The following is a 24415-nucleotide window of genomic DNA, read 5'->3' as shown; positions in this document are numbered from 1 at the left end:
CGAGTTGCAGGAAGGCGACAATTGAGCAAATCCCCAGGAGCTTACTCAAGTAAGTGACTGGGGCGAACGAAAGCAGTCAACGCGCATGCAGCTTGAAGTATGACGGGTATAGAATAAAGCGCGCGCCCGATGAGCGCTAGGCTTAACCACAATTATTTCATCATTCTCACGGCGCTAAACGGTCAATGTTCCAGGCATCTGCATTCCGTTGATAGATAAATCGGTCATGCAGACGGTGTTCGCCTCCCTGCCAGAACTCGACCGAATCAAATTTAACGCGGAATCCACCCCAGAAACTGGGCAGTGGCACATCACCTTGCTGGAATTTTTGCTTCAGCTCCAGGAATTTACTTTCCAGCACACCTCGGGCAGAAATACGTGAAGATTGCTGGGATACCCAAGCACCAATCTGGCTATCTTTGGGGCGAGAACTGAAATATTTCAGCACTTCGAGGGTGGAAAGGCGCTCTGCTGTGCCAAGGAATATGACTTGCCGGTCAAGCATATGCCAAGGGAATAATAAGCTGACATGCGGGTTTTCAGCCAATTGCTGTGCTTTACGGCTGCCTAAGTTTGTATAGAACACCAATCCTTGATCGTCATAATGTTTGAGCAGCACAATCCGCTGATAAGGCTGGCCGTTGGCATCGACGGTTGCCACACACATGGCTGTCGGATCAGGTAAGCGCGCATCACAAGCCTGTTTTAACCAGCGCTCAAACAATTCCAATGGATTTTCGGTTAAGTCGCTGCGGCGTAAACCGCCACGAATATATTCACGGCGCAAGTCTGCAACATCAAATTCATTACTGTCAGTCATATAAGCTCGGTCATGCACAGGAAAGCAGTGATCATCATTCTGCCCTTGCAGCGGCAGAATCACAATCACAATCACCCTGAACCGACAACCGCCGGATTACTTGATAAAAGTATTTATTTTATCAACATACAGTCATTGATAATGACTTTTTCGTCACGCTCAACAAAAGCCGTATTGCCCTTCGACCAGAAAGCATAATGGCCGTCACTGTATTTAGCCCCAGAGGCAGCACGTACTTGCGGCAAGGTGAGCTGTTTGCCGTCCAGCACTAAACTGACTTTATCCTGTTTATTATCCTGCATGACCGTCAGCCTGGTGGTGCCACATTGGTAATGCAAAGTTTCGTTTTTTGGCTGCACCAAACTGCATCCCGCCAGCATCAATACTGCTGCTGTACCCAATATTGCCGTCGAGCCAAATAGATGTTTCATTTTGCCATCCTTCTTGCGTGAATAAGCCACCTGGAGTCATGGCAGCTTATCACCGTCATCGTGACGATACAGGATAGACTGCTCCTAAAATGGTTTCGCAACTGGCTCCGGTCACCGAGGGCAAATTACCCGATTTACCGGATAAGGTTCGAAAAGCCAGCCAGGCGAATGCCAGTGCTTCCATATCATCGCCACTGACGCCAAAATCATCAGTGACACACACTTCGGTACCCGGCAGTAAAGTTGACATCCGTGACATAACTAATGGATTCCGCGCCCCGCCGCCGCACACCAGCAGCCGCTCACAGCCACCGGCCAACTGAACTTGCTCAGCAATGGCGAGTGCGGTTAGCTCCGCTAATGTCGCCTGGACATCTTCAGCTTTGCAACCGGGGACTTTATTCAATTGCTTATCCAGCCAACCGGCATTGAAATACTCGCGTCCGGTACTTTTTGGTGCCGGTTTCGCAAAATAGGGGTCACTGTACATCAGTTCCAACAATGACTGATTAACCTGGCCCGATAGTGCCCAGGCAGCATCCTTGTCATAAGGTAGCGCACGATTACGCCAAATCCAGGCATCCATTAGCATATTCCCCGGCCCGGTATCAAAACCGCGCACCGGCAAATCAGGTAATAGCATCGATAAGTTCGCGATACCGCCGATATTCAACACCATGCGCCGTTCTGTGGAATGGGCTAATAACGCATGGTGGAAGGCCGGAACCAGCGGTGCGCCTTGCCCACCATAAGCCATGTCCCGGCGGCGAAAATCCCCGACAGTGGCAATTTTTGTCATGGCGGCAATACGATTATTGTCACCTAATTGCATGGTAAAAGCAGGTTCACCCAGTGGCTCATGCCATACCGTCTGCCCATGACAGCCAATTGCCGTGATGTCCTGTGCTGTCAGCCCCTCTTTGGCCAGTAGTGCCAGCACTGCTTCGGCAAATAGTATTCCTAATTGCGCATCGAGCTTACCCACGGCAGATAACGTGGTTGATTGCCCTTGGCACATACCGAGAATGTCTTTTTTTAGCTGGAGCGGCAGCGGGTGACAATAACTGGCCTGCTGAGCCACCATGCGCTCATCAATGGCAGTCAGAACAACATCGATACCATCCAGACTGGTTCCCGACATCACCCCAATAAAACGGCCTGATTTCATAGCAATGACCTTATTTCCCATTAAGGGACAAAAAAGCAACGAGACTTTACCCAAATCACGTCAGAATAATAAAATTAACATCATGAAAAGATATACTTTTTTAAGTGTATACCGCCATAGGGCATGTCTTAAAGAATGATTTTTATTTGCAAGAATGGTCACATAAAAGTTATTAATTCTTACAGTATGCGTTATGACAGTGACATTTCTAACTTTGAGAAAGTTAAACTGCCGTTTAATATTGGTTGAAGTATAAACCGCTAAGCTGCGGTTCTATTGGTGTTATCAAAAAATAGCGCACACAGCCAAAAACACGGTAAGTAGTGAAATAAATATTTGGGTAAGCCATACTTTATGCAAATACTAGGCCGTCAATGGACTGGATTTGGATATACCAGGCATACTGAACCCTAATACGGTTATGCATTTTAATAGGAGTTTTTATGATTAAGCCATTAATCGCCGTTGCTATTGCTGCGGTTACTTTGACCGGTTGTGCCAACAACAACACCTTGTCTGGTGACGTTTTTAGCGCTTCACAAGCCAAGCAAGTACAAACCGTAACTTACGGCACATTGATTTCAGTTCGCCCGGTAACCATTCAAGGCGGCGATGAGAACAACGTTATGGGCGCAATCGGTGGTGCTGTATTAGGTGGTTTCCTTGGGAATACTGTCGGTGGCGGCACAGGTCGTAGCCTGGCAACGGCAGCCGGTGCGGTTGCGGGTGGTATGGCTGGGCAAGGTGTTCAAGGTGCAATGAACCGTACTGACGGCGTGCAGCTTGAAGTGCGTAAAGATGATGGCACCACAATTCTGGTTGTTCAGAAACAAGGCCCAACCCGCTTTAGCGTAGGCCAGCGTGTCATGCTCGCCAGCAGTGGCAGCACAGTGACTGTTAGCCCGCGCTAATCGTCTCTCTGCAATATACTTTTTGATGTCATCCGTAAAGCCAGAGATCATTGCGATCTCTGGCTTATTTTTACTGCTGAAAATTTTCTTTCTGCTGTGAATTGAGTCTTAAAACTTTATTTTACTTACTTTGTAATTGAATAATGTTTCTCTCAAGCTTATCAATCAAACCAGATAACAATTCAATTTCATCTGGCGAAATTCCCCCAAGAATTTCTTTACGCGTGGAACATATGACTCCATCAACCTGCTCTATTATCGGTGAAGACTGTTCCGTCAGTTTTATCCTCTTTGCACGCCGATCATTTGCACAGGTATGGCGTGTGATTAGACCTTTCTCCTCCAGTTGATCTAAGGTTCTAACCAATGATGGTTGTTCGATACCAATCGCTTTTGCCAGTTGAATCTGGGATTGCTCAGGTGGTAAACGATTAATGTTATGCAAGGTAACCCAATGCGTTTGGGTCAGCTCCAGCGGCTTCAACCGATGGTCGATTAGCGCGCGCCAAACGCGAACTAATCGTGCTAAATCAGATCCTAATGTCGATTCCAATTGCCCCTCCTTTTATTTAGCGTGCTAGCATAACTACCAGAGTCCAGTCTATTTTGGGTAATTAACATTAAAAACACAAATGTATATATACCGTCGATGCTAGGACAATAGCAATAAATACGGGGAATCCTTTAGCAAAAATTATGTATTTACTTAAATTACCTCTTAAGGATTAACCTTATGTATGTATCTATATTATCCGCAAAGGCACCCTTATCAGACTTGGTTTTAGGTGCTTCTATCTATTTCCCGCCGATGTTTAAGGCGGTTATGCTAGGTTTGGTGTTATGGCTATTGATCCATCATATGCTGCGGAATTGGATCTACTCTGGTGACATCTGGCATCCAATATTAATGGATCTGTCCATTTTTGTCATTGCAGTCAGTGTTTCTTTGTGGATATTAGCCAGTTGGTAAATTGATATGAATCATCAGTCTCTTAAATATTTCTCTTCTGTCATCGTATTCGCCCTTGCACTCTGTGCTGGTTGGTGGATGTGGAATTATTATATGCAATCCCCCTGGACTCGCGATGGCAAAGTTCGGGCAGAATTGGTCAGCATCACGCCAGAGGTCTCTGGTCAGTTGGTTAAAATATTAGTTCATGATAACCAGTTGGTAAGCTCCGGTAGCCTATTATTTGTGATTGACCCGCAACCCTATCAGTTGGCTCTGGATAATGCTCAAGCCGCCCTTGAGCGCGCGCAAGCTGAACTGGCTAAAGCCAATCATGAAGCTGAACGTCGGCGAAACTTACCTAAAAATACCATTTCAGGTGAGGATCTGGATATTGCCAATTTAAGTGCAAATAGCATGAAAGCTGCGTATCAAGGTGCGTTGGCAAACCTCGAACAAGCGAAATGGAATCTCAGGAAAACGCGTATTTATGCTCCAGCCAACGGCTATATTACCAATTTACAGACTCGGGTCGGCGACTATGCCACCACCGGTACTCCATTAGTTGCGCTAATAGATACCGATTCATTTTACGTCATGGGTTATTTCGAAGAGACCAAACTCCGACACATTAGAGAAGGTAATGAAGCCAAGATTGTTTTGTATAATGGCAACATTCCTTTACGGGGAGTGGTAGAAAGTATTGGCCGAGCCATTTACGACCAGAGTGTCGATAGCAGCGGAAATTTATTAGTTGATGTGAAACCTAATGTCCCATGGGTGCGGCTGGCACAACGTGTTCCAGTCAGAATTAAATTGCTGGATGTTCCGCCCGATGTCACCTTGATTGCTGGCACTACCTGCACCATTTCGCTGGTAAATTAAACCATGCGCCTCTCTTTTCCCTCATGGCAGCAAACCCCTTGGGGCAAGGCGAATGCAGGTCAGTGGCGTTATGCACTGCGCAATTCGCTGGCAATGTGTTTATCGCTGTGGATTGCGTTTGCGCTGAATTTAGATGAGCCCTATTGGGCGATGACTTCTGCGGCGGTAGTCAGTTTTCCAACGGTTGGCGGTGTTATCAGCAAAAGTATTGGCCGGGTTATTGGCAGCCTGATTGGTGCCGCCGCATCACTGATCATTGCCGGTCATTGCCTGAATGACCCTTGGTTATTCACCTTTGTCATTGCCGCCTGGATTGGCCTGTGTACTTTTGTCTCCAATCACTATCAAAATAACGTTTCTTATGCTTTCGCTTTGGCCGGTTATACCACCGCGATCATCGCCTTTTCTACTGTCAATACCACTGATACACAACAAATTTTTGATATTGCCCAAGCCCGAGTGTGTGAGGTGATTACCGGCATTCTCTGTGGCGGTCTGATGATGATGCTACTCCCCAGCACTTCAGACGGTGAAACACTGCTGACATCCTTGCGCCGTATGCAATCGCGCTTGTTGGAACACGCCGAGTTGCTGTGGCAAACCGAGCAAACACCACAGATTCGCACCTCCCATGAGGGGTTGATTGGTCAGATCCTCACCATGAATCTGCTACGTATCCAGGCATTTTGGAGCCACTACCGCTTACGACGACACAATAATGTATTGAATTTCATTTTGCATCGCCAGTTACGCATCACCAGCGTGATTACCAGTTTGCGCCGAATGTTGGTTAACTGGCCATCGCCACCGGCGAATCTGCCCGCTGTTCTCGCTCAATTGCTAACCGCTTTACAACAACCTGGCTGTGATAAATATCAGATAGCCAAAATCCTGCAACACATAGCACCCCATGATGAGTTTGATTATCGTCATCGGGCCTTCTGGTTACGCTTGCGGCATTTTTGCTGGTTATATTTGCAGGTGAATCGCTGGCTGGCCCAACTGGATAAAGAACCGGAAAACGGCATGTTGCTGCCCCCTGCCGTAACCGCGCTGGCGCGCCACACCGACACCTATGAGGCTGCCTATAACGGCCTGAGAACCTTTGTTTGTATTGTTATCGGTTGTGCCTTCTGGATAAATACGCAGTGGAGTTCTGGCGCTGCTGCTTTGTCATTAGCGGCGGTCAGTTGCGTGCTCTACTCTGCCACCCCTTCGCCAACTGACAGCATTGCCACGCTAGTGAAAGCCATTATTTTGCTTTCGATTGGCTGTTTTATTCTGAAATTTGGTGTCATGGTGCAGATTGATGATTTTTGGCAATTTGCCGTGGTGTTGTTCCCCATTTTAATCACCATGCAAATGATGAAACTCCAGCATCCGGCTTATGCTTCCCTGTGGGGGCAATTGATTGTTTTTATGGGATCATTTCTGAGTGTCACCAACCCGCCCAGCTATGATTATCAAGAGTTTCTCAATGATAATATTGGCAAGTTAGTTGGCGTGATGTTGGCCGGCGTGGCTTTTCAGATACTGCGCCCCAGTTCAGATAAACGTAAAAGCCGGCGTATCATTCGCCTGTTACGCCGTGATTTTATCGATCAACTTAGTGCTCATCCGCAGCAAAGCCAAAATCAATTTGAATCACTGATATATCACCGCATCAATCAGCTCAATCTCAGTAAAGATCAATCGGCACGCCTGTGGCTGCTCCGCTGGGGAATGGTGCTGCTCAATTGCAGCCATGTGGTCTGGCAGTTACGTGATTGGCAGACCACTGCTGCGCCTTTATCTGCCGTGCGGGATGTATCTATTCATTGTCTGAAAGGCTGTATGACCGAGAAAGGTGTTCAGCCGAGTTCACTACAAGCTACGTTGCAGGAATTGCAGCGTATGAGTGCTATTTTAGGGCAATATCCGGATGCTACAGGCCGGGAACTGGCCGGGCTTATCTGGCGGCTGTATTGTTCGCTAACACAGTTGCAAATGGCGGCGCCGGGCGAAGAAAGCAAGGTTGCACCAGCCTGAGGCTCGCTGGCGCAATGGATAAAATTAAGGCACGTCATAACCCAGCGCAGCACGACGGATACGGAACCACTGCTGGCGAGTCAGGGTTAGGGAGAGCGATGCCCAGGCAGTTTTAACGCGCTCTATTTTGCCGGAACCAATAATCGGTAAGGGTGCCGATGGCAAACGCAGTACCCAGGCATACACCACTTGCTCGATACTTTCAGCGCCAATCTCATCAGCGATGGTCTGTAACTCATTGCGTAATGTCTGGAATTCAGGGTCGCTAAACAAACGCCCACCCCCTAAACAAGACCATGCCATTGGCTTAATACGTAACTGCTGGCAAGCATCCAGTGTCCCATCGACAATGGCCGGTTGATGTAATGGTGAAATCTCGACCTGATTAGTGACCAAGGAGAATGGCAGGCGTGACTGCAATAAACTGAATTGCGCCGGCGAAAAGTTTGAAACACCAAAATGTTTTACCTTGCCGCTTTTGTGTAATTGAGTGAATGCTTCAGCAACTTCATCTGCATCCATCAATGGATCTGGGCGATGGATCAGCAATAATTCAAGATAATCTGTATGTAGATGAGTTAAGGATTGTTCCGCGCTTTCAATGATATGGGAACGATCAGTAATATAATGCCCCAAGGCATGTTCTGGCTTGGCCGTGGTGGCAATGCCACATTTGCTAACTAATTCCAGTTGGCTGCGTAAGGACGGTTTAAGACGTAATGCCTGGCCAAATGCCTGTTCGCATTGATAACCGCCATAAATATCAGCGTGATCAGCAGTCGTGATACCTAACTCAATATGTTGCTCAATAAAAGCTAACAACTGTTGCGGCGTCATATCCCATTCCATCAACCGCCAATAACCGCAAATCATGCGAGAAAATTCAGGCCCAAGCGGGGCCAGTTGGCTACGTGTATCCATTATTAGCTACCTCATTTGTTTATCTGCCCTAAGCATACACAACCGACAGAAAGGTTAAATCCTCCCTGCGTAATGAATTGGGGCTGAATGACGAATCAGAATAATGAAGCTTGTTCTGGCAGGGGATCATCTGGTTGTTTGTTGGCACGCTGTAAGCGTAACAGGCGCTGACGACACAGCCGCAGGACGTCGCGCTTTTGCGGGTCACTCATTTTCATCCAATTAAAGCGCTCATCCCGGCTACGCATACACCCACGGCAAAAGCCGCGATCATCTGTTTGGCAGATACCACGGCATGGGCTGGGGATGTCAAAAAACTCAAGTTGCTGAGCCAAATCGCCTCTCCTGCTGCTGACACTTTAATTGAAGCCTGCTTCAGTGAGACTGGCAAGTTCCTATTGCCAATCACGTTACACACTATGCCCTAACCGCTAAGGTTATCTTAAGTTTCATTCAGTAGCATTCAGTTAATTGGTTAATACTAGGGTTTGATTTTAACAATGAATGTTCGACATAAGTTACAGTGTAACGGATTGGTATTTATTTTAGTCACCGCACTGTTTTTTACTCTTTTCCAGAATGCGCTGTTTATTTATAAAGCCTGGTCGTTAATTCACTTTGACAGCAGTGATAGTTATTTCTTTGCCGCAACTATTCCGCTGGTGATTTTCTGCGCCCTTAATATTATTTTTAGTCTTTTGGCGGTACCCGTCCTGCGTAAGCCAATCATTATTTTGTTTCTGCTGGGGAGTGCGTCGGCCAACTATTTTATGTTCAGTTATGGTGCCGTTATCGACGCCAATATGATGCAAAATGCGTTTGAAACCAACGCACAGGAAGCCACCGCCCTTTTCACGCCGCGCATGGCTTTATGGTTGCTGATATTAGGTATTTTCCCCGCCATTATTATCTGTTTCGTGCGTATCCGCGTGACGCGCCCCTGGTGGTATATGCTGGGGTTAAGAGCCGCCAATATTCTGGCGTCAGTCGTCATCATTCTGCTGATCGCGGCACTGTTTTATAAAGATTACGCTTCTCTGATTCGTAATAATAAAAGCATTGTTAAAATGCTAACACCGTCCAATTTTGTCAGCGGTAGTTTTCAATTCGCCAAACATAAATATTTTGCCAGTAATATGGCATTAGTAACGATAGGTGAAGATGCCCATAAAGGCCCCTTAATCAGCGGGCAACCAAAGAAAACACTGGTGATATTAGTGGTGGGCGAAACCGCTCGTGCTGAGAATTTCTCATTAGGGGGTTATAAGCGGGAAACCAATCCTCGACTGAAAAAACAGGATGTGACCTATTTCAAAAATGCCTCATCCTGCGGGACTGAAACCGCGGTTTCCGTACCTTGCATGTTCTCGAATATGCCGCGTAAAAATTATGATGCAACACTTGCCAGCCATCAGGAAGGCTTGATGGATATTCTTGCCCATGCCGGGTTGAATGTGTTGTGGCGCGAAAATGATGGTGGCTGTAAAGGTGCCTGCGATCGCATTCCTCATCAGGACGTGACCCAGTTGCAATTAACCACTGATTGCGAGAATGGTGTGTGCCTGGACAATGCATTGCTCTACAAGTTAGATAATTATATCAATGGGCTACAAGGCGATGGTGTTATTGTGTTACATCAGATGGGCAGTCACGGCCCGGCTTACTACCGCCGATCCACGCCAGAAATACGTCAGTTTGCGCCGACTTGTGATAGCAACCAAATTCAGGATTGCACGCCACAGGAACTGGTCAATACCTATGACAATTCCATTCTTTATACTGATGCGATGCTCGATAACACCATCAAATTACTGCAACAGCATACTGATAGATTTAATACTGCACTGGTTTATCTCTCTGACCACGGCGAATCCTTAGGTGAAAATGGCATGTATTTACATGGCACACCCTATATGTTCGCCCCCAGCCAGCAGACACATATACCTTTTTTGATGTGGTTGTCGCCCGAATATACAAAAAACTATGGCATTGATCGCCAGTGTTTGTCCGAGAGCGCACAACACGATGAAGTTTCGCAAGATAATCTCTTCCACACTATTTTAGGGATGGTGAATGTTCAAACAACTGAATATCAACCCGGAATGGATTTGCTACAAAAATGTCGAAGCTAAGGTTAAGCAATAAAAAATAGACACAAATAGCCGATAGATATCTATATTGATGCCAGCGCCCCCCGCTGGCATTTTTTTCTTGACCTAGACCAATCGGTCTATTAAGCTTTCAGGCATGAACAAAATACAACATACACATGTAGATACCCGTGAACACCTGCTGGCAACCGGTGAGAGCCTCAGCCTGCGCCTTGGTTTTAATGGTATGGGCCTGAGCCAGTTACTCACGACTGCGGGTATTCCGAAGGGGTCGTTTTATCACTATTTCCGCTCAAAGGAAGTGTTTGGTGAGGCGATGCTACAGCGCTATTTTGATCGCTATGATGCACAGATGGCAGCCCTGTTAACCGACTCGCAAGGTGATAAGCGCCACCATCTACTGCACTATTTTGCTCAAGCGATTGCTAACTATTGTGGCAGTGAATGCCACAATGCTTGTCTGGCGGTTAAACTATCAGCCGAAGTGAGTGATTTATCCGAACCTATGCGTCATGCATTAGATATCGGCACTGCTCGCGTCATTGGTCGTTTGCAAGATGCCATCGAAGCCGGCATTGAAGAAGGCTCTTTGCGTATTACGCTTTCCCCTGCGGCAACCGCAGAAACGCTCTATGCCTTGTGGCTGGGCGCTTCGTTGCGAGCGAAGGTGAAACGATCAGTTACGCCGCTGACCTGTGCGCTAGAAAGTATCGAACTGATTTTACAACCAGCCCAATAATCCAATGATCCTGAATTTCATGTTTGTTATTTTTCAGGGTTTACCCAGTCACTAGTTGACTGGTCTATTAATATAGGACGCACCATGAAGACTGCTAAACTGTTCTCCCCTTTGAAGGTTGGCGCGCTCACATTGCCGAACCGTGTATTTATGGCTCCACTGACGCGCTTGCGTAGTATTGAGCCAGGTGACATTCCAACGCCTTTGATGGCTGAATATTATCGTCAACGCGCCAGTGCTGGTTTAATTATCACTGAAGCAACTCAGATTTCTTTCCAGGCGAAAGGCTACGCTGGCGCTCCGGGGTTACACACTCAAGAGCAGTTAAACGCCTGGAAAAAAATCACTCAAGCCGTCCATGATGAAGGCGGCCATATTGCGGTGCAGTTATGGCATGTGGGTCGCATTTCACACAACAGCTTACAGCCAGGCCAACAAGCACCTGTCGCACCTTCAGCGATTGCCGCGGATACCCGCACCACCGTTCGTGATGAAACAGGTGCCTGGGTTCGTGTTCCCTGCTCTACCCCACGCGCGCTGGAAACAGAAGAGATCCCAGGCATCGTTAATGATTTCCGTCAGGCAACCGCTAATGCCCGTGAAGCCGGTTTTGACTATATTGAACTGCATGCAGCCCATGGCTATTTGTTACATCAATTCATGTCGCCGGCATCAAACCAGCGTACTGACCAATACGGTGGCAGCATTGAAAACCGCACTCGCCTGACCCTGGAAGTGGTTGATGCCACTGTGGCCGAATGGGGCGCTGAGCATATTGGTATCCGTATTTCACCCTTAGGGCCGTTCAATGGTTTGGATAATGGTGAAGATCAGGAAGAAGCGGCGCTGTATCTGGTTGAAGAGTTAAATAAACGCCATATCGCTTATCTGCACATTTCCGAGCCAGACTGGGCCGGCGGTAAACCTTATTCAGATGCATTCCGCGATGCTGTGCGTGCCCGCTTCAAAGGGGTGATTATCGGCGCAGGTGCTTATACCGCAGAAAAAGCCGAAAACCTGATTGAGAAAGGCTTTATTGATGCCGTTGCCTTTGGCCGCAGCTATATTGCCAACCCTGATCTGGTTGAGCGTTTGCAGCAAAATGCACCACTGAATGAGCCTGACGGTGAAACCTTCTACGGCGGTGGCGCTAAGGGTTATACCGACTATCCAACGCTGTAATCCTGCTTATTTGTGAATCAATTGATGCTCGCGGTCAGGCAATATGCCTGGCCGTTATCATTTGCAGTCTATTCATTTTCTGTAACCCATTGAACTGATTTAATTACCAAGGCTATACTTAAACTTAGTTTCATTCACTCTTGCCCACCATTTCAGGCAACATAGCAACAGAGGGTATTATGCGCCTACTCCATACCATGATCCGCGTCGGTGATCTGCAACGTTCCATCGATTTCTACACCAAGGTATTAGGGATGCGTTTGCTGCGTACCAGTGAAAATACCGAATATAAATACTCACTGGCATTTGTCGGCTACAGCGATGAGAGCGAAGGCTCAGTGATCGAATTGACCTATAACTGGGGCGTAGACAGCTACGAGATGGGAACGGCATTCGGTCATTTGGCTTTGGGTGTGGATGATGTTGCTGCCACCTGCGACCAAATTCGTCATGCTGGGGGCAAAGTGACCCGTGAAGCAGGCCCGGTCAAGGGTGGAAATACTGTGATTGCTTTTGTCGAAGATCCAGACGGTTACAAAATAGAGCTAATCGAGAATAAAAGTGCCGGGCACGGCCTCGGAAACTGATTAGCAAGAAGGCACCTGCACGGTGCCTTTTTTCTCATCGCGATATCCCCCTGCATCCCACGCCAAAATTTGACATAATGCGTGCTGAATTCGATGAAGATAAGAAACTGATGGCAGATAAAAGTGACCTTAACGCCCTGAGTGGCCGTTTTCGTGGGTATTATCCCGTAGTAATTGATGTAGAAACCGCCGGTTTTAATGCGCAAACCGACGCATTATTAGAGATTGCCGCCGTCACCTTGCAAATGAACAAGGATGGCTGGCTGTTGCCTGATGAAACGCTGCATTTTCATGTGGATCCGTTCGAAGGTGCCAACCTGCAACCAGAAGCACTGGCATTTAATGGAATAGACCCCACTAACCCATTACGTGGTGCAGTGAGTGAACATGATGCGTTACATGCTATTTTCAAAGCCGTGCGCAAAGGGTTGAAAGAACAAGGTTGTAACCGCGCCATTATCGTCGCACATAATGCACATTTTGATCACAGCTTTGTGATGGCCGCGGCTGAACGCGCCAGCTTGAAGCGTAACCCGTTCCACCCATTTGCCACTTTTGACACCGCAGCACTTAGTGGGCTGGTTCTGGGGCAAACCGTATTGGCAAAAGCATGCCTGACGGCAGGTATTCCGTTTGATAGCAGCCAGGCTCACTCTGCTTTGTACGATACAATGCAAACGGCGAAATTATTCTGTGAGTTGGTCAATCGCTGGAAAAAACTGGGTGGCTGGCCAGTGCCAGCGGCTGAATCTGCGTAACGTAACTCATATCAGTAATAGCAACTTCACTATTAAAAAAGGTGGCCTGAAAGCCACCTTTTTGTTTGTTACTTAACCTGCCAGCACATTACTCTGCTGCGGGTTTTTCTTCTGCAGAACGGTATTTATCGGCAGTTTCTTTCAACAGTTGTTGCAGTTCGCCACGCTGATACATTTCCATCAGGATGTCGCAACCGCCCACTAATTCACCGTCAACCCACAGTTGTGGGAAGGTTGGCCAGTTAGCGTATTTTGGCAGCTCAGCACGGATATCCGGGTTTTGCAGAATATCAACGTAAGCAAAGCGTTCGCCACAAGCAGATAGCGCCTGCACAGCCTGAGCAGAAAAACCGCAGTTTGGCAGCTTTGGTGAGCCCTTCATGTAAAGCAGGATTGGGTTTTCTGCTATCTGGCGCTGAATTTTATCAATCGTCGTCATTTCTTGCTTCCTCAAGCCATTTAGTGGCTACAATACTTAGAACCTATCCATTAGGGCTATTTTATTATTGCGTCCGGCCTATTGTAGCGACTGTCACCACTGGAATAAAACGCCATCTTTTGCAGGGGCTTTACCCGGTCAACAAAGGGTTATATTGTCAGCTACAAATATGTGCATTTAGAATAACATTTTTGATCCCCTCTCTTCATTATTATCTTCACGAAGGGATACCCGAAATTCGGGCCGACTAACTCGTTGACGGATGGTTGATTTAAGTCCATTAGCCGTGTGAAAAAACGACAATTGCGACGCCATTAACGTTTTCTCACAATATCGACTAAAATCCTGTAGCTCTCTGCTTTTTTATATCCGGAGTTTCGGCAATACTGTGACTCTTCGTATTCATTTCAGGGCCAAGGTTGGTAGCGTTATTATGCGTTTAATACTTACGCTGTTTGTGCTGCTGTTTACCCAGCTATTTCTAAACCTCGCGCATGCGTCGCCGCAGGCTCACGTCTCGGCTGAGCAAAAGAAAGGCCAGGTTAGTCAGGCCAGTCCTGATGACCGTAAAAAACGTAAAGCTGATAAGAATATTAAAAAAGCCAAAGTTGATAGCAATAAAACCAGCAGTAAAAGCATGACAAATAAAATAGCGGCCAACAGCGATAAAAAGAAAACGACAGCCACTGCCAGCAAAACCATTAAGAAGAAAACACAGGAAGTCAGTAAACCTGCCAGCAAAAAAACGAATATTAAAACGGCTGCCAATAAAAAGGCTGCGGTTAACAAAACAGAAAAAGTGGCTTATGGCCGCCAGCGCAATAAAGTCCAAGGTAAAGCGAATACTGAATTAGCGGCAAATAATAAAATAAAGCTCAGCTCTGCGCATAAAAAGCGCTACCAGCATGCCAAACAAACCGCAATGAGCAAACTGATGAAGCAAGTGGGCAAACCTTATCGCTGGGGTGGCACCTCCCCTAATACCGGTTTTGATTGCAGCGGGCTTATTTACTACGCCTACAAAGATGTCATCAGAATAAAAATGCCACGTACTGCTAATGAAATGTATCATTTGCGTGATGCAGCACCGGTTAAGCGCGCTGAATTAGAAAGCGGTGATTTAGTGTTCTTCAATATTGCTAATCGCGGTGTTGCTGATCATGTCGGCGTTTATTTAGGCAACGGCAAATTTATCCAGTCACCACGCACCGGTGAAGAAATTCGTATCAGCATGCTAGATAATGACTACTGGCAAGATCACTATGTCGGCGCTCGTCGTGTTGTGACACCGAAAACTATCCGCTAATCCCAGCATCAGCACCCGGTCTATCGGGTGCTGACGCTCAGCATGCCCTTCACTCCCATGACATCACGTATCACTTTCACTTAATATCCCATCTAATACTGTGGTTATCTCTGTCATTTTTGGCGAAAATTGTTAAGATTAATACCCACAACAAAAATACAACAATTACGATTTTAACCGCTCCTCGCCTCATTTTAGCAAAAATTCATGATTGGATTTGAGGAGCAAACACCCTGAGCAACCCCGAAAGGAGAGAGCTATGTCTTTTGAATTACCGGCATTACCTTATGCACAAAATGCATTGGAACCGCACATTTCGGCTGAAACACTGGAATACCATTATGGCAAGCACCACAATACCTATGTGGTGAATCTCAATAACCTGATCAAGGATACTGAGTTTGCAGGTAAATCCTTGGAAGAAATTGTCAAAACCTCCAGTGGCGGTATTTTTAACAATGCAGCCCAAGTCTGGAACCACACTTTCTACTGGCACTGTTTGTCACCAAATGGTGGCGGTGAGCCAACTGGCAAAGTCGCTGAGGCCATTAATCAGTCCTTTGGTTCTTTCGCTGAATTTAAAGCGCAATTTACCGATGCGGCAGTGAAAAACTTTGGTGCAGGCTGGACCTGGCTGGTCAAGAAAACAGATGGTACTTTGGCTATTGTCAGCACATCAAATGCGGCGACACCGCTGACGACCGCTGATAAGCCGTTGTTAACTGTGGATGTGTGGGAACACGCTTACTATATTGATTATCGTAATGCGCGACCAAAATATTTGGAGAATTTCTGGGCGCTGGTGAATTGGTCTTTTGTTGAGAAAAACTTAGCCTGATAAGGCGAAAAACCCAAAAAGCTACGTCATCGTATTACCAGTTAAAATAATTAAGGGCGGGTTAACCGCCCTACTTATCACTGCACACCGGCTTGCGGCTTAATTAATTCATGACCGCCACGAAGCTAAAGACAATAATCATCGCCAGCGCACCAACAGTCGTAATCAGCGACATTTTCAGATTGGTATCCATAAGAACTCCTCAGTCGGTTAATTTTTATACGCGTTATACTTCAAATAGCATGTGCGTTGGCCAACTTCACTCGCTCGAACTATTTAAAGTATAGTAGGGTAAAGGCACATAATTAGTGCGTTAAATTATTTTCCCACAGTTAAGAAAAAAAATCTTGTGCTCATTACGCACTTTATAACATTGATTACCTCTTCCACTTTTCCTCCAGATCAGCCAAAATTCGCAGTTCACAACTGTATGCCGACTAATAACGTCTAATAAATACTCTCAGACGACCATCTGACTTAGCTCTCCAGCCTACTATCTTGTTTCTGTCTGAGCGGTGTTCGAGTCATGTAGGCAAACGATTAACATAATACTTACCTGCTGTAACAGGTGAGCTTAGGAGTCATTCTTTTTATGGCAACGATTAAAGATGTGGCCAAACACGCGGGTGTGTCTACTACCACCGTTTCGCACGTTATCAACAAAACTCGTTTCGTCGCCGAAGACACCAAGGCCGCAGTGTGGGCGGCCATTAAAGAACTGCATTATTCACCGAGCGCGGTGGCCCGCAGTTTGAAAGTCAATCACACTAAATCAATTGGCTTGTTGGCGACATCCAGCGAAGCCCCCTATTTTGCTGAAGTGATCGAAGCGGTCGAAAATAGCTGTTATAGCAAAGGTTACACCCTGATTTTATGTAACTCTCATAATAATCTTGACAAGCAAAAAGCCTATTTGGCGATGTTGGCACAAAAACGTGTCGATGGATTGCTGGTGATGTGTTCTGAATATCCAGAGCAACTGCTGGGGATGTTAGAAGATTATCGCAATATCCCGATGGTAGTGATGGACTGGGGTACTGCCCGTGGCGATTTTACCGACTCGATTATTGATAATGCATTCGAAGGCGGTTATTTAGCTGGCCGTTATCTTATTGAGCGCGGTCATCGCGATATCGGGGCTATCCCCGGTCAGTTATCGCGTAATACCGGTGGTGGTCGTCATCAGGGCTTTCTGAAAGCGTTAGAGGAGGCCAATATCACCCTGCGAGAAGAATGGGTGGTTCAAGGTGATTTTGAGCCAGAATCCGGCTATAAAGCCATGCATCAAATTCTGACGCAAAAGCATCGTCCAACTGCTGTATTCTGTGGTGGTGATATTATGGCGATGGGCGCGATATGTGCCGCAGATGAATTAGGTTTGCGAGTGCCACAAGATATTTCGGTGATCGGGTATGACAATGTGCGTAATGCCCGTTATTTCTCACCAGCACTGACCACCATTCATCAGCCGAAAGAGCGATTGGGTGAAACGGCTTTTGCGATGTTGCTCGACAGAATTGTCAGCAAACGCGAAGATCCTCAAACCATTGAAGTACATCCCAAATTGGTCGAACGCCGCTCTGTTGCTGATGGCCCATTCCGCGATTATCGTCGCTAAACACGATTATCGTCGCAGCACACTTAGCCTGCCGGTAGCACCCTGTTGCCGGCTGCTACTCCTGCCGTTTCTCATCAACCGAGCCATTGTCATCTCTTAACCACTCATCATTTAACGTGACACTGTCACCCAAATATTCCAACATCCAGGCTAAGGCCGGGGAATGGCTATTCTGCTCCCACGTCAAGCAGCACGGGCTATCAGGTAAGGGTTCGTCGAGTGTTAAAGCTGTCAGTTTCCCTTGTGCAATCAGGGGCGATACCATATGAGTGGGCACCATGCCAATACATAACCCCTCACACAGGCAGTCTATGCCCGTCAGCCAGTCCGGTGCCACTAATCGCTGTTGGTTATCTAACGTCCAGGTATCTCGTTTCGGCAAATTTCTCGCAGTATCCTCTAAACAGAGGGAGGGATAAGGCCGCAACTGATCATCACTAAGCGGCCCGGTTAACTGCGCTAAAGGGTGATTAACACTGACCACACATTGCCAGGTCAAAAAACCCATATCGCGGAAGACAAACCGCCCGCCAACTGGGATAGCACGAGTCGCGCCAATGGCCATATCCGCTTGCCCATCCACCAACGCATCCCAAACGCCGTTAAAGACTTCATAACGCACCCGCAATTCGATATCAGGAAAATGGCGATAAAAATCCAACACTAATCGGCGGCTACGCTGTGGTTTGACGATTTTATCGATCACGATATTTAGCTGCCCGCGCCAACCATTCGCCACTTGTTGACATTGACGGCGTGTGCCATTCATTTTTTTGATAACATCGCGGGCTTCTTTAATAAAAATCTTGCCTGCTTCGGTCAATTCGACATCCCGATGACGGCGCGCAAACAGCGGCACAGCCAACCACTCCTCCAATTGACGCACGGTATAACTTATCGCAGACGGCACGCGGTGCAATTCTTGAGCGGCCGCACTGAAACTTCCCGTTCGGGCAACCGCATCGACGACATCCAATGAATATTCTGACCACATGGTTTGGCGCTTCTCTTAGACGAAATATTTACTATCAATATTTTTGATAGCATGGCGCAAATATTACCGTTTCACAACCGAATATCGCGCCGCTAGAATGCCCCCCGCTATTAATTTTCAATAACAAAAGTTTTACCTGCAAAACTATAATTTAGCCAAAGTCATTGGAGCCACAGGTAGGCAGCTACCCCCTGCGCTTTCAAAGACGAAGGATATAATGAGAAACAATAATGAAAACGACATCGAGTTTTATGTTCTATCTGGCCGGTTTGAGCATGTTGGGGTATCTGGCCACTGATATGTATTTGCCCGCATTTGGTGCCATGCAACAAGAACTCCAAACCTCCGCTGGATCCATCAGCGCCAGCCTCAGTATCTTTCTCGCCGGTTTCGCTATCGCCCAACTTATCTGGGGGCCGGTTTCGGATAAAATAGGTCGCAAACCAGTGCTATTAGCAGGATTGGGATTATTTGCCATCGGCTGCCTGGGGGTTTTATGGGTTGAAACTGCAGCGCAGTTATTGGTTTTGCGCTTTATTCAGGCGGTGGGGGTGTGTTCCGCGGCAGTGAGTTGGCAAGCCTTAGTGGTCGATCGCTATCGCGACGGCAAGGCCAACCGGGTATTTGCAACCATTATGCCCTTAGTGGCGTTATCCCCTGCGCTCGCGCCATTACTGGGTGCCTGGTTATTAAACCATTTCAGCTGGCGCTCAATTTTTGTCGTGCTATTGGCGATTACCCTGCTGCTACTGATTCCGACTGCTTTGCTTAAGGAACGGAAAAAAACAGCGCCGGATAACGTAGATAAAAACAAAAACGCCATTAGTTTCTGGCAGTTGCTGAAATCGCCGGTATTCAGCGGCAACGTGATGATGTTTGCTGCATGCAGCGCCGGATTTTTCGCCTGGTTAACGGGTTCACCGTTTATTTTAGGCGATATGGGATATAGCCCGAATGTCATTGGTTTGAGTTATGTTCCACAAACATTGGCCTTTCTACTGGGGGGATTTGGTTGTCGTAGTGCATTGAGTCGAATGAAGGGCAACACCCTGCTACCGTGGCTATTGGCCGGTTATGCTATCAGTATGATTGCACTCTATCTGATAGCAACGATGACGACACCCACACTGGTGACCTTACTTATTCCGTTCTGCTTAATGGCGCTTGTGAATGGTGCCTGCTACCCTATTATCGTAGCAAATGCATTAACGCCCTTTCCCGCCAATACGGGTAAAGCAGCAGCGTTGCAAAACACACTGCAACTGGGCTTGTGTTTTATTGCCAGCATGCTGGTGTCGGCCTATATCAGCCAACCGTTGTTGGCAACCGTCACTGTGATGCTGACAACGGTTGTGTTAGCTGCATTGGGATATGGCATTCATTGCTATGCGTTGCGGAATAATAAAACCCAGACTAACAAGTCTGACTATATTTGCGAAGAGTCATAATTCTCAACAGAAATAGTCACTAAGCGGAATCTCGGCCGGGAAAGATTTAGTATTGAGAAAGCTTCCCGGCAGGCCTATACTCGGTTTAACCAATTAGAATATCATTTAAAAAAAGCATTATCTTAAGCACTTGCTGGACGCGTGGATTGCGTCACATTTACTCTTATGGATGAGTAACCCTAAATTAGGGTTTCTTCTTAATCTTCCTCTGTCCGTAATGGATACCAGACACCAACTTTATTGGTATGTATCTGCGCATATAGATTTTATCGCGGGTCATAAGTCAGAAGAAAGTGATGGAGAAGCTATGAGTTCATCCTGTATAGAAGACCAGAGTATTCAAGAAAATCCGTGGTTTCGCATTGTGCAAGAAATGCTGAACCGGGCGGATATTGAAATCAATGGCTCACGCCCCTTCGACATTAGAGTTAATAACCCAGACTTCTTTAAGCGGGTATTACAAGAAGGATCTTTGGCATTAGGTGAGAGTTATATGGACGGCTGGTGGGAATGCGATCGGCTGGATATTTTCTTCCAACGCGTTCTCAGGGCTGGCCTGGAGCATCAACTTCCACACCATCTCAAAGATACTTTACGCATTGCCGCCGCACGTATTATTAATTTGCAATCAAAGAAACGAGCCTGGATTGTCGGTAAGGAACATTACGATCTTGGTAATGATCTATTTAGTCTAATGCTCGACCCCAATATGCAATATTCCTGCGCCTATTGGAAAGATGCGACCACCCTTGAGCAAGCGCAGGAAAATAAATTGCAGATGATCTGTGAAAAGCTGCAATTAGCGCCGGGCATGAAACTGCTCGATATTGGTTGTGGCTGGGGCGGGCTTGCCGCTTACGCCGCGCGCCATTTCGGGGTATCGGTTTCAGGTGTCACTATTTCAGCTGAACAGCAAAAATTGGCACAAGAACGCTGCGAAGGGTTGGATGTCACTATTTTACTGCAAGATTATCGCGACCTGGACGAACAATTTGATCGTATAGTCTCGGTGGGAATGTTCGAACATGTCGGCCCCAAAAATTACAACACCTATTTTGAGGTGGTTAAGCGTAATTTAAAACCTGACGGTTTATTCCTGCTGCATACCATTGGTGCTAATCGTACTGACCTGAGTGTTGACCCATGGATTGATAAATATATTTTCCCCAATGGGTGTCTGCCATCGGTACAACATATTGCCAAAGCCAGCGAGCCTTATTTCATCATGGAAGACTGGCATAATTTTGGCGCCGATTACGACCGAACACTGATGGCATGGTATGAACGTTTCCAAGCCGCATGGCCAAAATTAGCTGAGAATTACTCGCCTCGATTTGAGCGGATGTTTAGCTATTATCTGAATGCCTGTGCCGGTGCATTCCGCGCCAGAGATATTCAATTGTGGCAGGTATTATTCAGCCCCAATGGAGTAGAAGGCGGTATTCGGGTTGCTCGTTAACATCTAAAGTTATTCTTTTTTAAAAAGGCAGGAGCACAGCAGCCCTGCCTTTTATTATTCTATGCGCGAGCGACTTTTTCAGCCACTGCAGCTACCTGCGCAATTTCACGTTGCGCTAATACCCGCTCAACGGTATCCACTACAGCCTGTGTTTGTGGATCTATTTCAATATTCACCCGATGCCCTAAGCGCTTTTTACCTAATGTGGTTCGCGCCAGTGTTTCCGGAATCAAATGGACGCAAAAACGGTTACCCACCACTTCACCGATAGTCAGGCTGATGCCATCAATACCGATAAAACCTTTGTGTAATACATATTTCATTAAATCGTCGCTGGGCATACGAAACCAGATCTGACGATTATTTTCTGAGGTGTATATTTTGGCTATTTCCGCGGTACAAATAATATGACCGGACATGAGATGCCCGCCAATTTCATCACTAAATTTAGCGGCCCGCTCCAGATTAACCACATCCCCGACTTTAATATCACCCAAATTGGTAATACGCAGGGTTTCCTTCATTAAATCAAAACTGACTCGATTTCCGTTTACTTCAGTCACTGTCAAGCAGCAGCCATTGTGGGCCACTGAAGCACCTAATGCTAATTCAGGCAACATTTCACTTGGCATTTCAACCACATGGGTGCGGAAGTTGGATTTCTCGTCAATGGCAACCACTGGCGCGGTGCCTTGAACAATACCGGTAAACATACGCCATGCCTCTTATCTGTAAAAAAGTCTGTAGAAGAAAAGTTTCACTGCCCTGATTTTGCCTCAGAAGATAAGGAAAACCAAACCACTTAGACTAAAAATCTGTATTCGTGTTATTTCATTGAAACTGAATGACAAGGATTGCTTAAGCTCGGCGAGGAGGTACAATCTTTTATACTCTTCGTGCTCCAAGAGTATTATGTTTTCCCGCTATTTTATTTATCGGCTACAAAGCGATAAATTATCACTACTGAACTTATAACTAGGTTATACCCATACATCTTCAAGGACGATGGGTAGATAAAGGTGCATACGTGCAGAAGTATATCGTCGAAGCGCGTAGCTTATTGGCTCTCGCTATTCCTGTTGTTATCGCGCAATTGTCCCAAACGGCCATGGGTGTGGTTGACACTATTATGGCCGGTTCGGTCAGTGCAACCGATATGGCTGCGGTGGCGGTAGGGACCTCTATCTGGTTACCCGCCATATTATTCGGTCATGGGTTATTGCTGGCATTGACGCCAACGGTTGCCCAACTTAATGGCTCCGGACGCCGCAACCAAATTGCTCATCAAGTCAGACAGGGCTTTTGGCTGGCATCCTGTGTCTCGGTGTTAATTATGGTGGTCATCTATAATAGCGACCACGTAATTAAGCAGATGCACGACATTGATCCGGTGCTGGCTGATAAGGCCGTTGGTTTCCTGCATGCCATTATGTGGGGCGCGCCAGGCTATCTCTTTTTCCAGGTGCTACGTAATCAGTGCGAAGGATTATCTAAAACCAAGCCGGGGATGGTGATTGGTTTTATTGGCCTGTTGGTCAATATCCCCGTTAACTATATCTTCATCTACGGTAAATTCGGTGCTCCGGCATTAGGCGGTGTCGGTTGCGGGGTGGCTACCGGAACGGTTTATTGGGTGATGTTTTTAATGATGCGTTGGTATGTCACTCGCGCCCGCTCACAGCAAGATATCAAACTGGAAAAAGGGTTTGCCGCACCGGACTGGCAAGTGATGAAACGCCTCGGGGGTCTTGGGCTGCCGGTTGCGCTGGCGCTGTTTTTCGAAGTGACTTTGTTTGCGGTCGTCGCATTACTGGTTTCTCCGCTGGGTATTGTCGCCGTGGCCGGGCACCAGATTGCCCTCAACTTCAGTTCATTGATGTTTATGTTACCGATGTCATTGAGTGTCGCCGCGACCATTCGTGTCGGTTTCCGTCTGGGGCAAGGGTCAGTTGAAAACGCCAGAGTGGCCGCGTATACCAGTATTGCGGTGGGGTTAATGCTGGCATGTGTCACCGCGATATTTACGGTGGTGTTCCGCGAACATATCGCGCTGCTCTATAACAAGACACCTGAAGTTGTGGTCATGGCCTCACACTTGATGTTGTTGGCGGCACTTTACCAATTATCTGATGCGATTCAGGTGATCGGCAGCGGCGTATTACGCGGTTATAAAGATACTCGCTCGATCTTCTTTATTACTTTCACCGCCTATTGGTTGTTGGGACTACCGAGTGGTTATTTACTCGGGTTGACCGATTATATTGTGCCAGCGATGGGGCCAAGTGGTTTCTGGATAGGCTTCGTTATCGGCCTGACTTCGGCAGCTATATTGATGGCGCTGCGCATCCGCTGGTTACAAAAACAGCCAGCGGCTTTTATTCTGCAAAAAGCCGCTCACTAAGCGCTTGTCATTATGGGCATTAATTGCTGACGCTCACCTCAGTGATTAATGCCCTACCAAATAAGAAAAGCTGGAGAAAAAAACAGCGCAATGAGTAAAAGCGCAGCAATTACGTGAGTTTGCGGTGAATATTATGTTTTTCCCCTTGCCAGAGGACGGGCGGCTCGTTAATATTCGTCCCCGCTGTCAGCATTGATGGCGAATAATAAGAGTTAGGTATTGCGTCCGTAGCTCAGTTGGTTAGAGCACCACCTTGACATGGTGGGGGTCGATGGTTCGAGTCCATTCGGACGCACCAATCTTATTATTAAAGTGCCAAGTTATTAGAATGCCAAGAGTATGATGTGCGTCCGTAGCTCAGTTGGTTAGAGCACCACCTTGACATGGTGGGGGTCGATGGTTCGAGTCCATTCGGACGCACC

The 24415-nt window shown here is 46.9% G+C and carries 25 protein-coding genes and 2 tRNA genes; 17 read left to right on the top strand and 10 right to left on the bottom strand.

Translation table 11 applies throughout. The features are described 5' to 3' along the window. Positions 1-166: 166 nt before the first annotated feature. From pdxH to anmK, 3 genes are all read right to left on the bottom strand, one after another. Complete coding sequence (gene pdxH, locus HU019_RS03990; protein ID WP_174847749.1) at positions 167-820, bottom strand: pyridoxamine 5'-phosphate oxidase; 654 nt, start codon at positions 818-820, stop codon at positions 167-169. A gap of 113 nt (positions 821-933) precedes the next feature. Beyond that, positions 934-1251 carry an MliC family protein gene (locus HU019_RS03985; RefSeq protein ID WP_174847723.1) on the bottom strand — a complete coding sequence of 106 codons (318 nt, stop codon included), beginning with the start codon at positions 1249-1251 and terminating at the stop codon, positions 934-936. Positions 1252-1306: 55 nt separating this feature from the next. Then, positions 1307-2419: an anhydro-N-acetylmuramic acid kinase gene (gene anmK, locus HU019_RS03980; RefSeq protein ID WP_174847724.1), complete on the bottom strand. Its 1113-nt coding sequence runs from the start codon at positions 2417-2419 to the stop codon at positions 1307-1309. A gap of 443 nt (positions 2420-2862) precedes the next feature. Here anmK and HU019_RS03975 point away from each other — a divergent pair, with 443 nt between their 5' ends. Continuing rightward, positions 2863-3330, top strand: a complete 468-nt coding sequence (locus tag HU019_RS03975; RefSeq protein WP_050078525.1) for an outer membrane lipoprotein — start codon at positions 2863-2865, stop codon at positions 3328-3330. A gap of 121 nt (positions 3331-3451) precedes the next feature. Here the strand turns inward: HU019_RS03975 and rovA are convergent, their stop codons facing one another. Further along, positions 3452-3883 (bottom strand): virulence master transcriptional regulator RovA, encoded by a 432-nt coding sequence (rovA, locus tag HU019_RS03970; RefSeq protein ID WP_004706617.1) that lies wholly within the window; start codon positions 3881-3883, stop codon positions 3452-3454. A 180-nt stretch (positions 3884-4063) separates the two neighbouring features. On the opposite strand from rovA, the gene HU019_RS03965 reads away from it, so the two are divergent. Genes HU019_RS03965 through HU019_RS03955 form a run of 3 tightly spaced genes read left to right on the top strand, consistent with a single transcriptional unit; the run spans position 4064 to position 7192 of the window. Then, positions 4064-4300 carry a DUF1656 domain-containing protein gene (locus HU019_RS03965; protein WP_174847725.1) on the top strand — a complete coding sequence of 79 codons (237 nt, stop codon included), beginning with the start codon at positions 4064-4066 and terminating at the stop codon, positions 4298-4300. A gap of 6 nt (positions 4301-4306) precedes the next feature. Beyond that, positions 4307-5164 (top strand): efflux RND transporter periplasmic adaptor subunit, encoded by an 858-nt coding sequence (locus HU019_RS03960; RefSeq protein WP_174847726.1) that lies wholly within the window; start codon positions 4307-4309, stop codon positions 5162-5164. Between the two features lie 3 nt (positions 5165-5167). Next, the gene (locus HU019_RS03955) at positions 5168-7192 is read left to right on the top strand and encodes an FUSC family protein (protein WP_174847727.1); all 2025 of its coding nucleotides are present in this window, start codon (positions 5168-5170) and stop codon (positions 7190-7192) included. A gap of 24 nt (positions 7193-7216) precedes the next feature. On the opposite strand, the gene HU019_RS03950 is transcribed toward HU019_RS03955, so the two are convergent. Together HU019_RS03950 and HU019_RS03945 are read right to left on the bottom strand one after the other, a co-directional pair. Continuing rightward, positions 7217-8113, bottom strand: coding sequence for an aldo/keto reductase (locus tag HU019_RS03950; RefSeq protein ID WP_174847728.1), 897 nt, complete (start codon positions 8111-8113; stop codon positions 7217-7219). A gap of 95 nt (positions 8114-8208) precedes the next feature. Beyond that, positions 8209-8448, bottom strand: a complete 240-nt coding sequence (locus tag HU019_RS03945) for a DUF1289 domain-containing protein (protein WP_174847729.1) — start codon at positions 8446-8448, stop codon at positions 8209-8211. Positions 8449-8613: 165 nt separating this feature from the next. Here HU019_RS03945 and eptA point away from each other — a divergent pair, with 165 nt between their 5' ends. The 5 genes from eptA (at position 8614) to rnt (ending at position 13490) form a co-directional block, all read left to right on the top strand. Next, a complete protein-coding gene (gene eptA / locus HU019_RS03940; RefSeq protein ID WP_174847730.1) occupies positions 8614-10245 on the top strand; it encodes a phosphoethanolamine transferase EptA in 1632 nt (543 codons plus the stop codon). Positions 10246-10360: 115 nt separating this feature from the next. Then, positions 10361-10963: a TetR/AcrR family transcriptional regulator gene (locus tag HU019_RS03935; RefSeq protein WP_174847731.1), complete on the top strand. Its 603-nt coding sequence runs from the start codon at positions 10361-10363 to the stop codon at positions 10961-10963. Positions 10964-11047: 84 nt separating this feature from the next. Next, on the top strand, positions 11048-12145 hold the full coding sequence (gene nemA / locus HU019_RS03930) for an alkene reductase (protein ID WP_174847732.1): 1098 nt from the start codon (positions 11048-11050) through the stop codon (positions 12143-12145). A 179-nt stretch (positions 12146-12324) separates the two neighbouring features. Next, positions 12325-12732, top strand: coding sequence for a lactoylglutathione lyase (gene gloA / locus HU019_RS03925; protein ID WP_050131370.1), 408 nt, complete (start codon positions 12325-12327; stop codon positions 12730-12732). A gap of 110 nt (positions 12733-12842) precedes the next feature. Then, the gene (rnt, locus tag HU019_RS03920; protein WP_174847750.1) at positions 12843-13490 is read left to right on the top strand and encodes a ribonuclease T; all 648 of its coding nucleotides are present in this window, start codon (positions 12843-12845) and stop codon (positions 13488-13490) included. An 88-nt stretch (positions 13491-13578) separates the two neighbouring features. Here the strand turns inward: rnt and HU019_RS03915 are convergent, their stop codons facing one another. Beyond that, a complete protein-coding gene (locus tag HU019_RS03915; RefSeq protein WP_050078514.1) occupies positions 13579-13929 on the bottom strand; it encodes a Grx4 family monothiol glutaredoxin in 351 nt (116 codons plus the stop codon). A gap of 433 nt (positions 13930-14362) precedes the next feature. On the opposite strand from HU019_RS03915, the gene HU019_RS03910 reads away from it, so the two are divergent. Continuing rightward, complete coding sequence (locus tag HU019_RS03910) at positions 14363-15235, top strand: C40 family peptidase (RefSeq protein WP_174847733.1); 873 nt, start codon at positions 14363-14365, stop codon at positions 15233-15235. Positions 15236-15494: 259 nt separating this feature from the next. After that, positions 15495-16073, top strand: a complete 579-nt coding sequence (sodB, locus tag HU019_RS03905) for a superoxide dismutase [Fe] (protein ID WP_174847734.1) — start codon at positions 15495-15497, stop codon at positions 16071-16073. 103 nt (positions 16074-16176) lie between these two features. On the opposite strand, the gene cydH is transcribed toward sodB, so the two are convergent. Next, positions 16177-16266, bottom strand: coding sequence for a cytochrome bd-I oxidase subunit CydH (gene cydH / locus HU019_RS03900; RefSeq protein ID WP_019079325.1), 90 nt, complete (start codon positions 16264-16266; stop codon positions 16177-16179). Positions 16267-16665: 399 nt separating this feature from the next. Between cydH and purR the strand changes: the two genes are divergently transcribed. Beyond that, positions 16666-17691, top strand: a complete 1026-nt coding sequence (gene purR / locus HU019_RS03895) for an HTH-type transcriptional repressor PurR (protein WP_174847735.1) — start codon at positions 16666-16668, stop codon at positions 17689-17691. A 55-nt stretch (positions 17692-17746) separates the two neighbouring features. On the opposite strand, the gene punR is transcribed toward purR, so the two are convergent. Further along, entirely contained in the window at positions 17747-18685 is a 939-nt protein-coding gene (gene punR / locus HU019_RS03890; protein WP_174847736.1) for a DNA-binding transcriptional activator PunR, read from the bottom strand. 230 nt (positions 18686-18915) lie between these two features. Here punR and punC point away from each other — a divergent pair, with 230 nt between their 5' ends. Together punC and cfa are read left to right on the top strand one after the other, a co-directional pair. Beyond that, a complete protein-coding gene (gene punC, locus HU019_RS03885) occupies positions 18916-20133 on the top strand; it encodes a purine nucleoside transporter PunC (protein ID WP_174847737.1) in 1218 nt (405 codons plus the stop codon). Positions 20134-20440: 307 nt separating this feature from the next. After that, positions 20441-21592: a cyclopropane fatty acyl phospholipid synthase gene (gene cfa, locus HU019_RS03880; protein WP_174847738.1), complete on the top strand. Its 1152-nt coding sequence runs from the start codon at positions 20441-20443 to the stop codon at positions 21590-21592. 59 nt (positions 21593-21651) lie between these two features. Here cfa and HU019_RS03875 read toward each other — a convergent pair whose 3' ends face one another. Next, on the bottom strand, positions 21652-22305 hold the full coding sequence (locus HU019_RS03875) for a riboflavin synthase subunit alpha (RefSeq protein ID WP_174847739.1): 654 nt from the start codon (positions 22303-22305) through the stop codon (positions 21652-21654). Between the two features lie 314 nt (positions 22306-22619). Here HU019_RS03875 and HU019_RS03870 point away from each other — a divergent pair, with 314 nt between their 5' ends. The 3 genes from HU019_RS03870 to HU019_RS03860 all read left to right on the top strand — a co-directional run bounded on the left by HU019_RS03870 (position 22620) and on the right by HU019_RS03860 (position 24413). Further along, positions 22620-23993: an MATE family efflux transporter gene (locus HU019_RS03870; RefSeq protein ID WP_050078504.1), complete on the top strand. Its 1374-nt coding sequence runs from the start codon at positions 22620-22622 to the stop codon at positions 23991-23993. Positions 23994-24214: 221 nt separating this feature from the next. Next, positions 24215-24291 (top strand) — tRNA-Val (locus HU019_RS03865). A 48-nt stretch (positions 24292-24339) separates the two neighbouring features. Beyond that, positions 24340-24413: transfer RNA gene (locus tag HU019_RS03860), tRNA-Val, on the top strand. The last annotated feature ends 2 nt before the right edge of the window (positions 24414-24415 follow it).

Source organism: Yersinia artesiana, assembly GCF_902726545.1.
Lineage (GTDB): Bacteria > Pseudomonadota > Gammaproteobacteria > Enterobacterales > Enterobacteriaceae > Yersinia > Yersinia artesiana.
The sequence above is the reverse complement of the archived record's forward strand: the minus strand, read 5'-3'. Positions and strand labels throughout refer to the sequence as shown.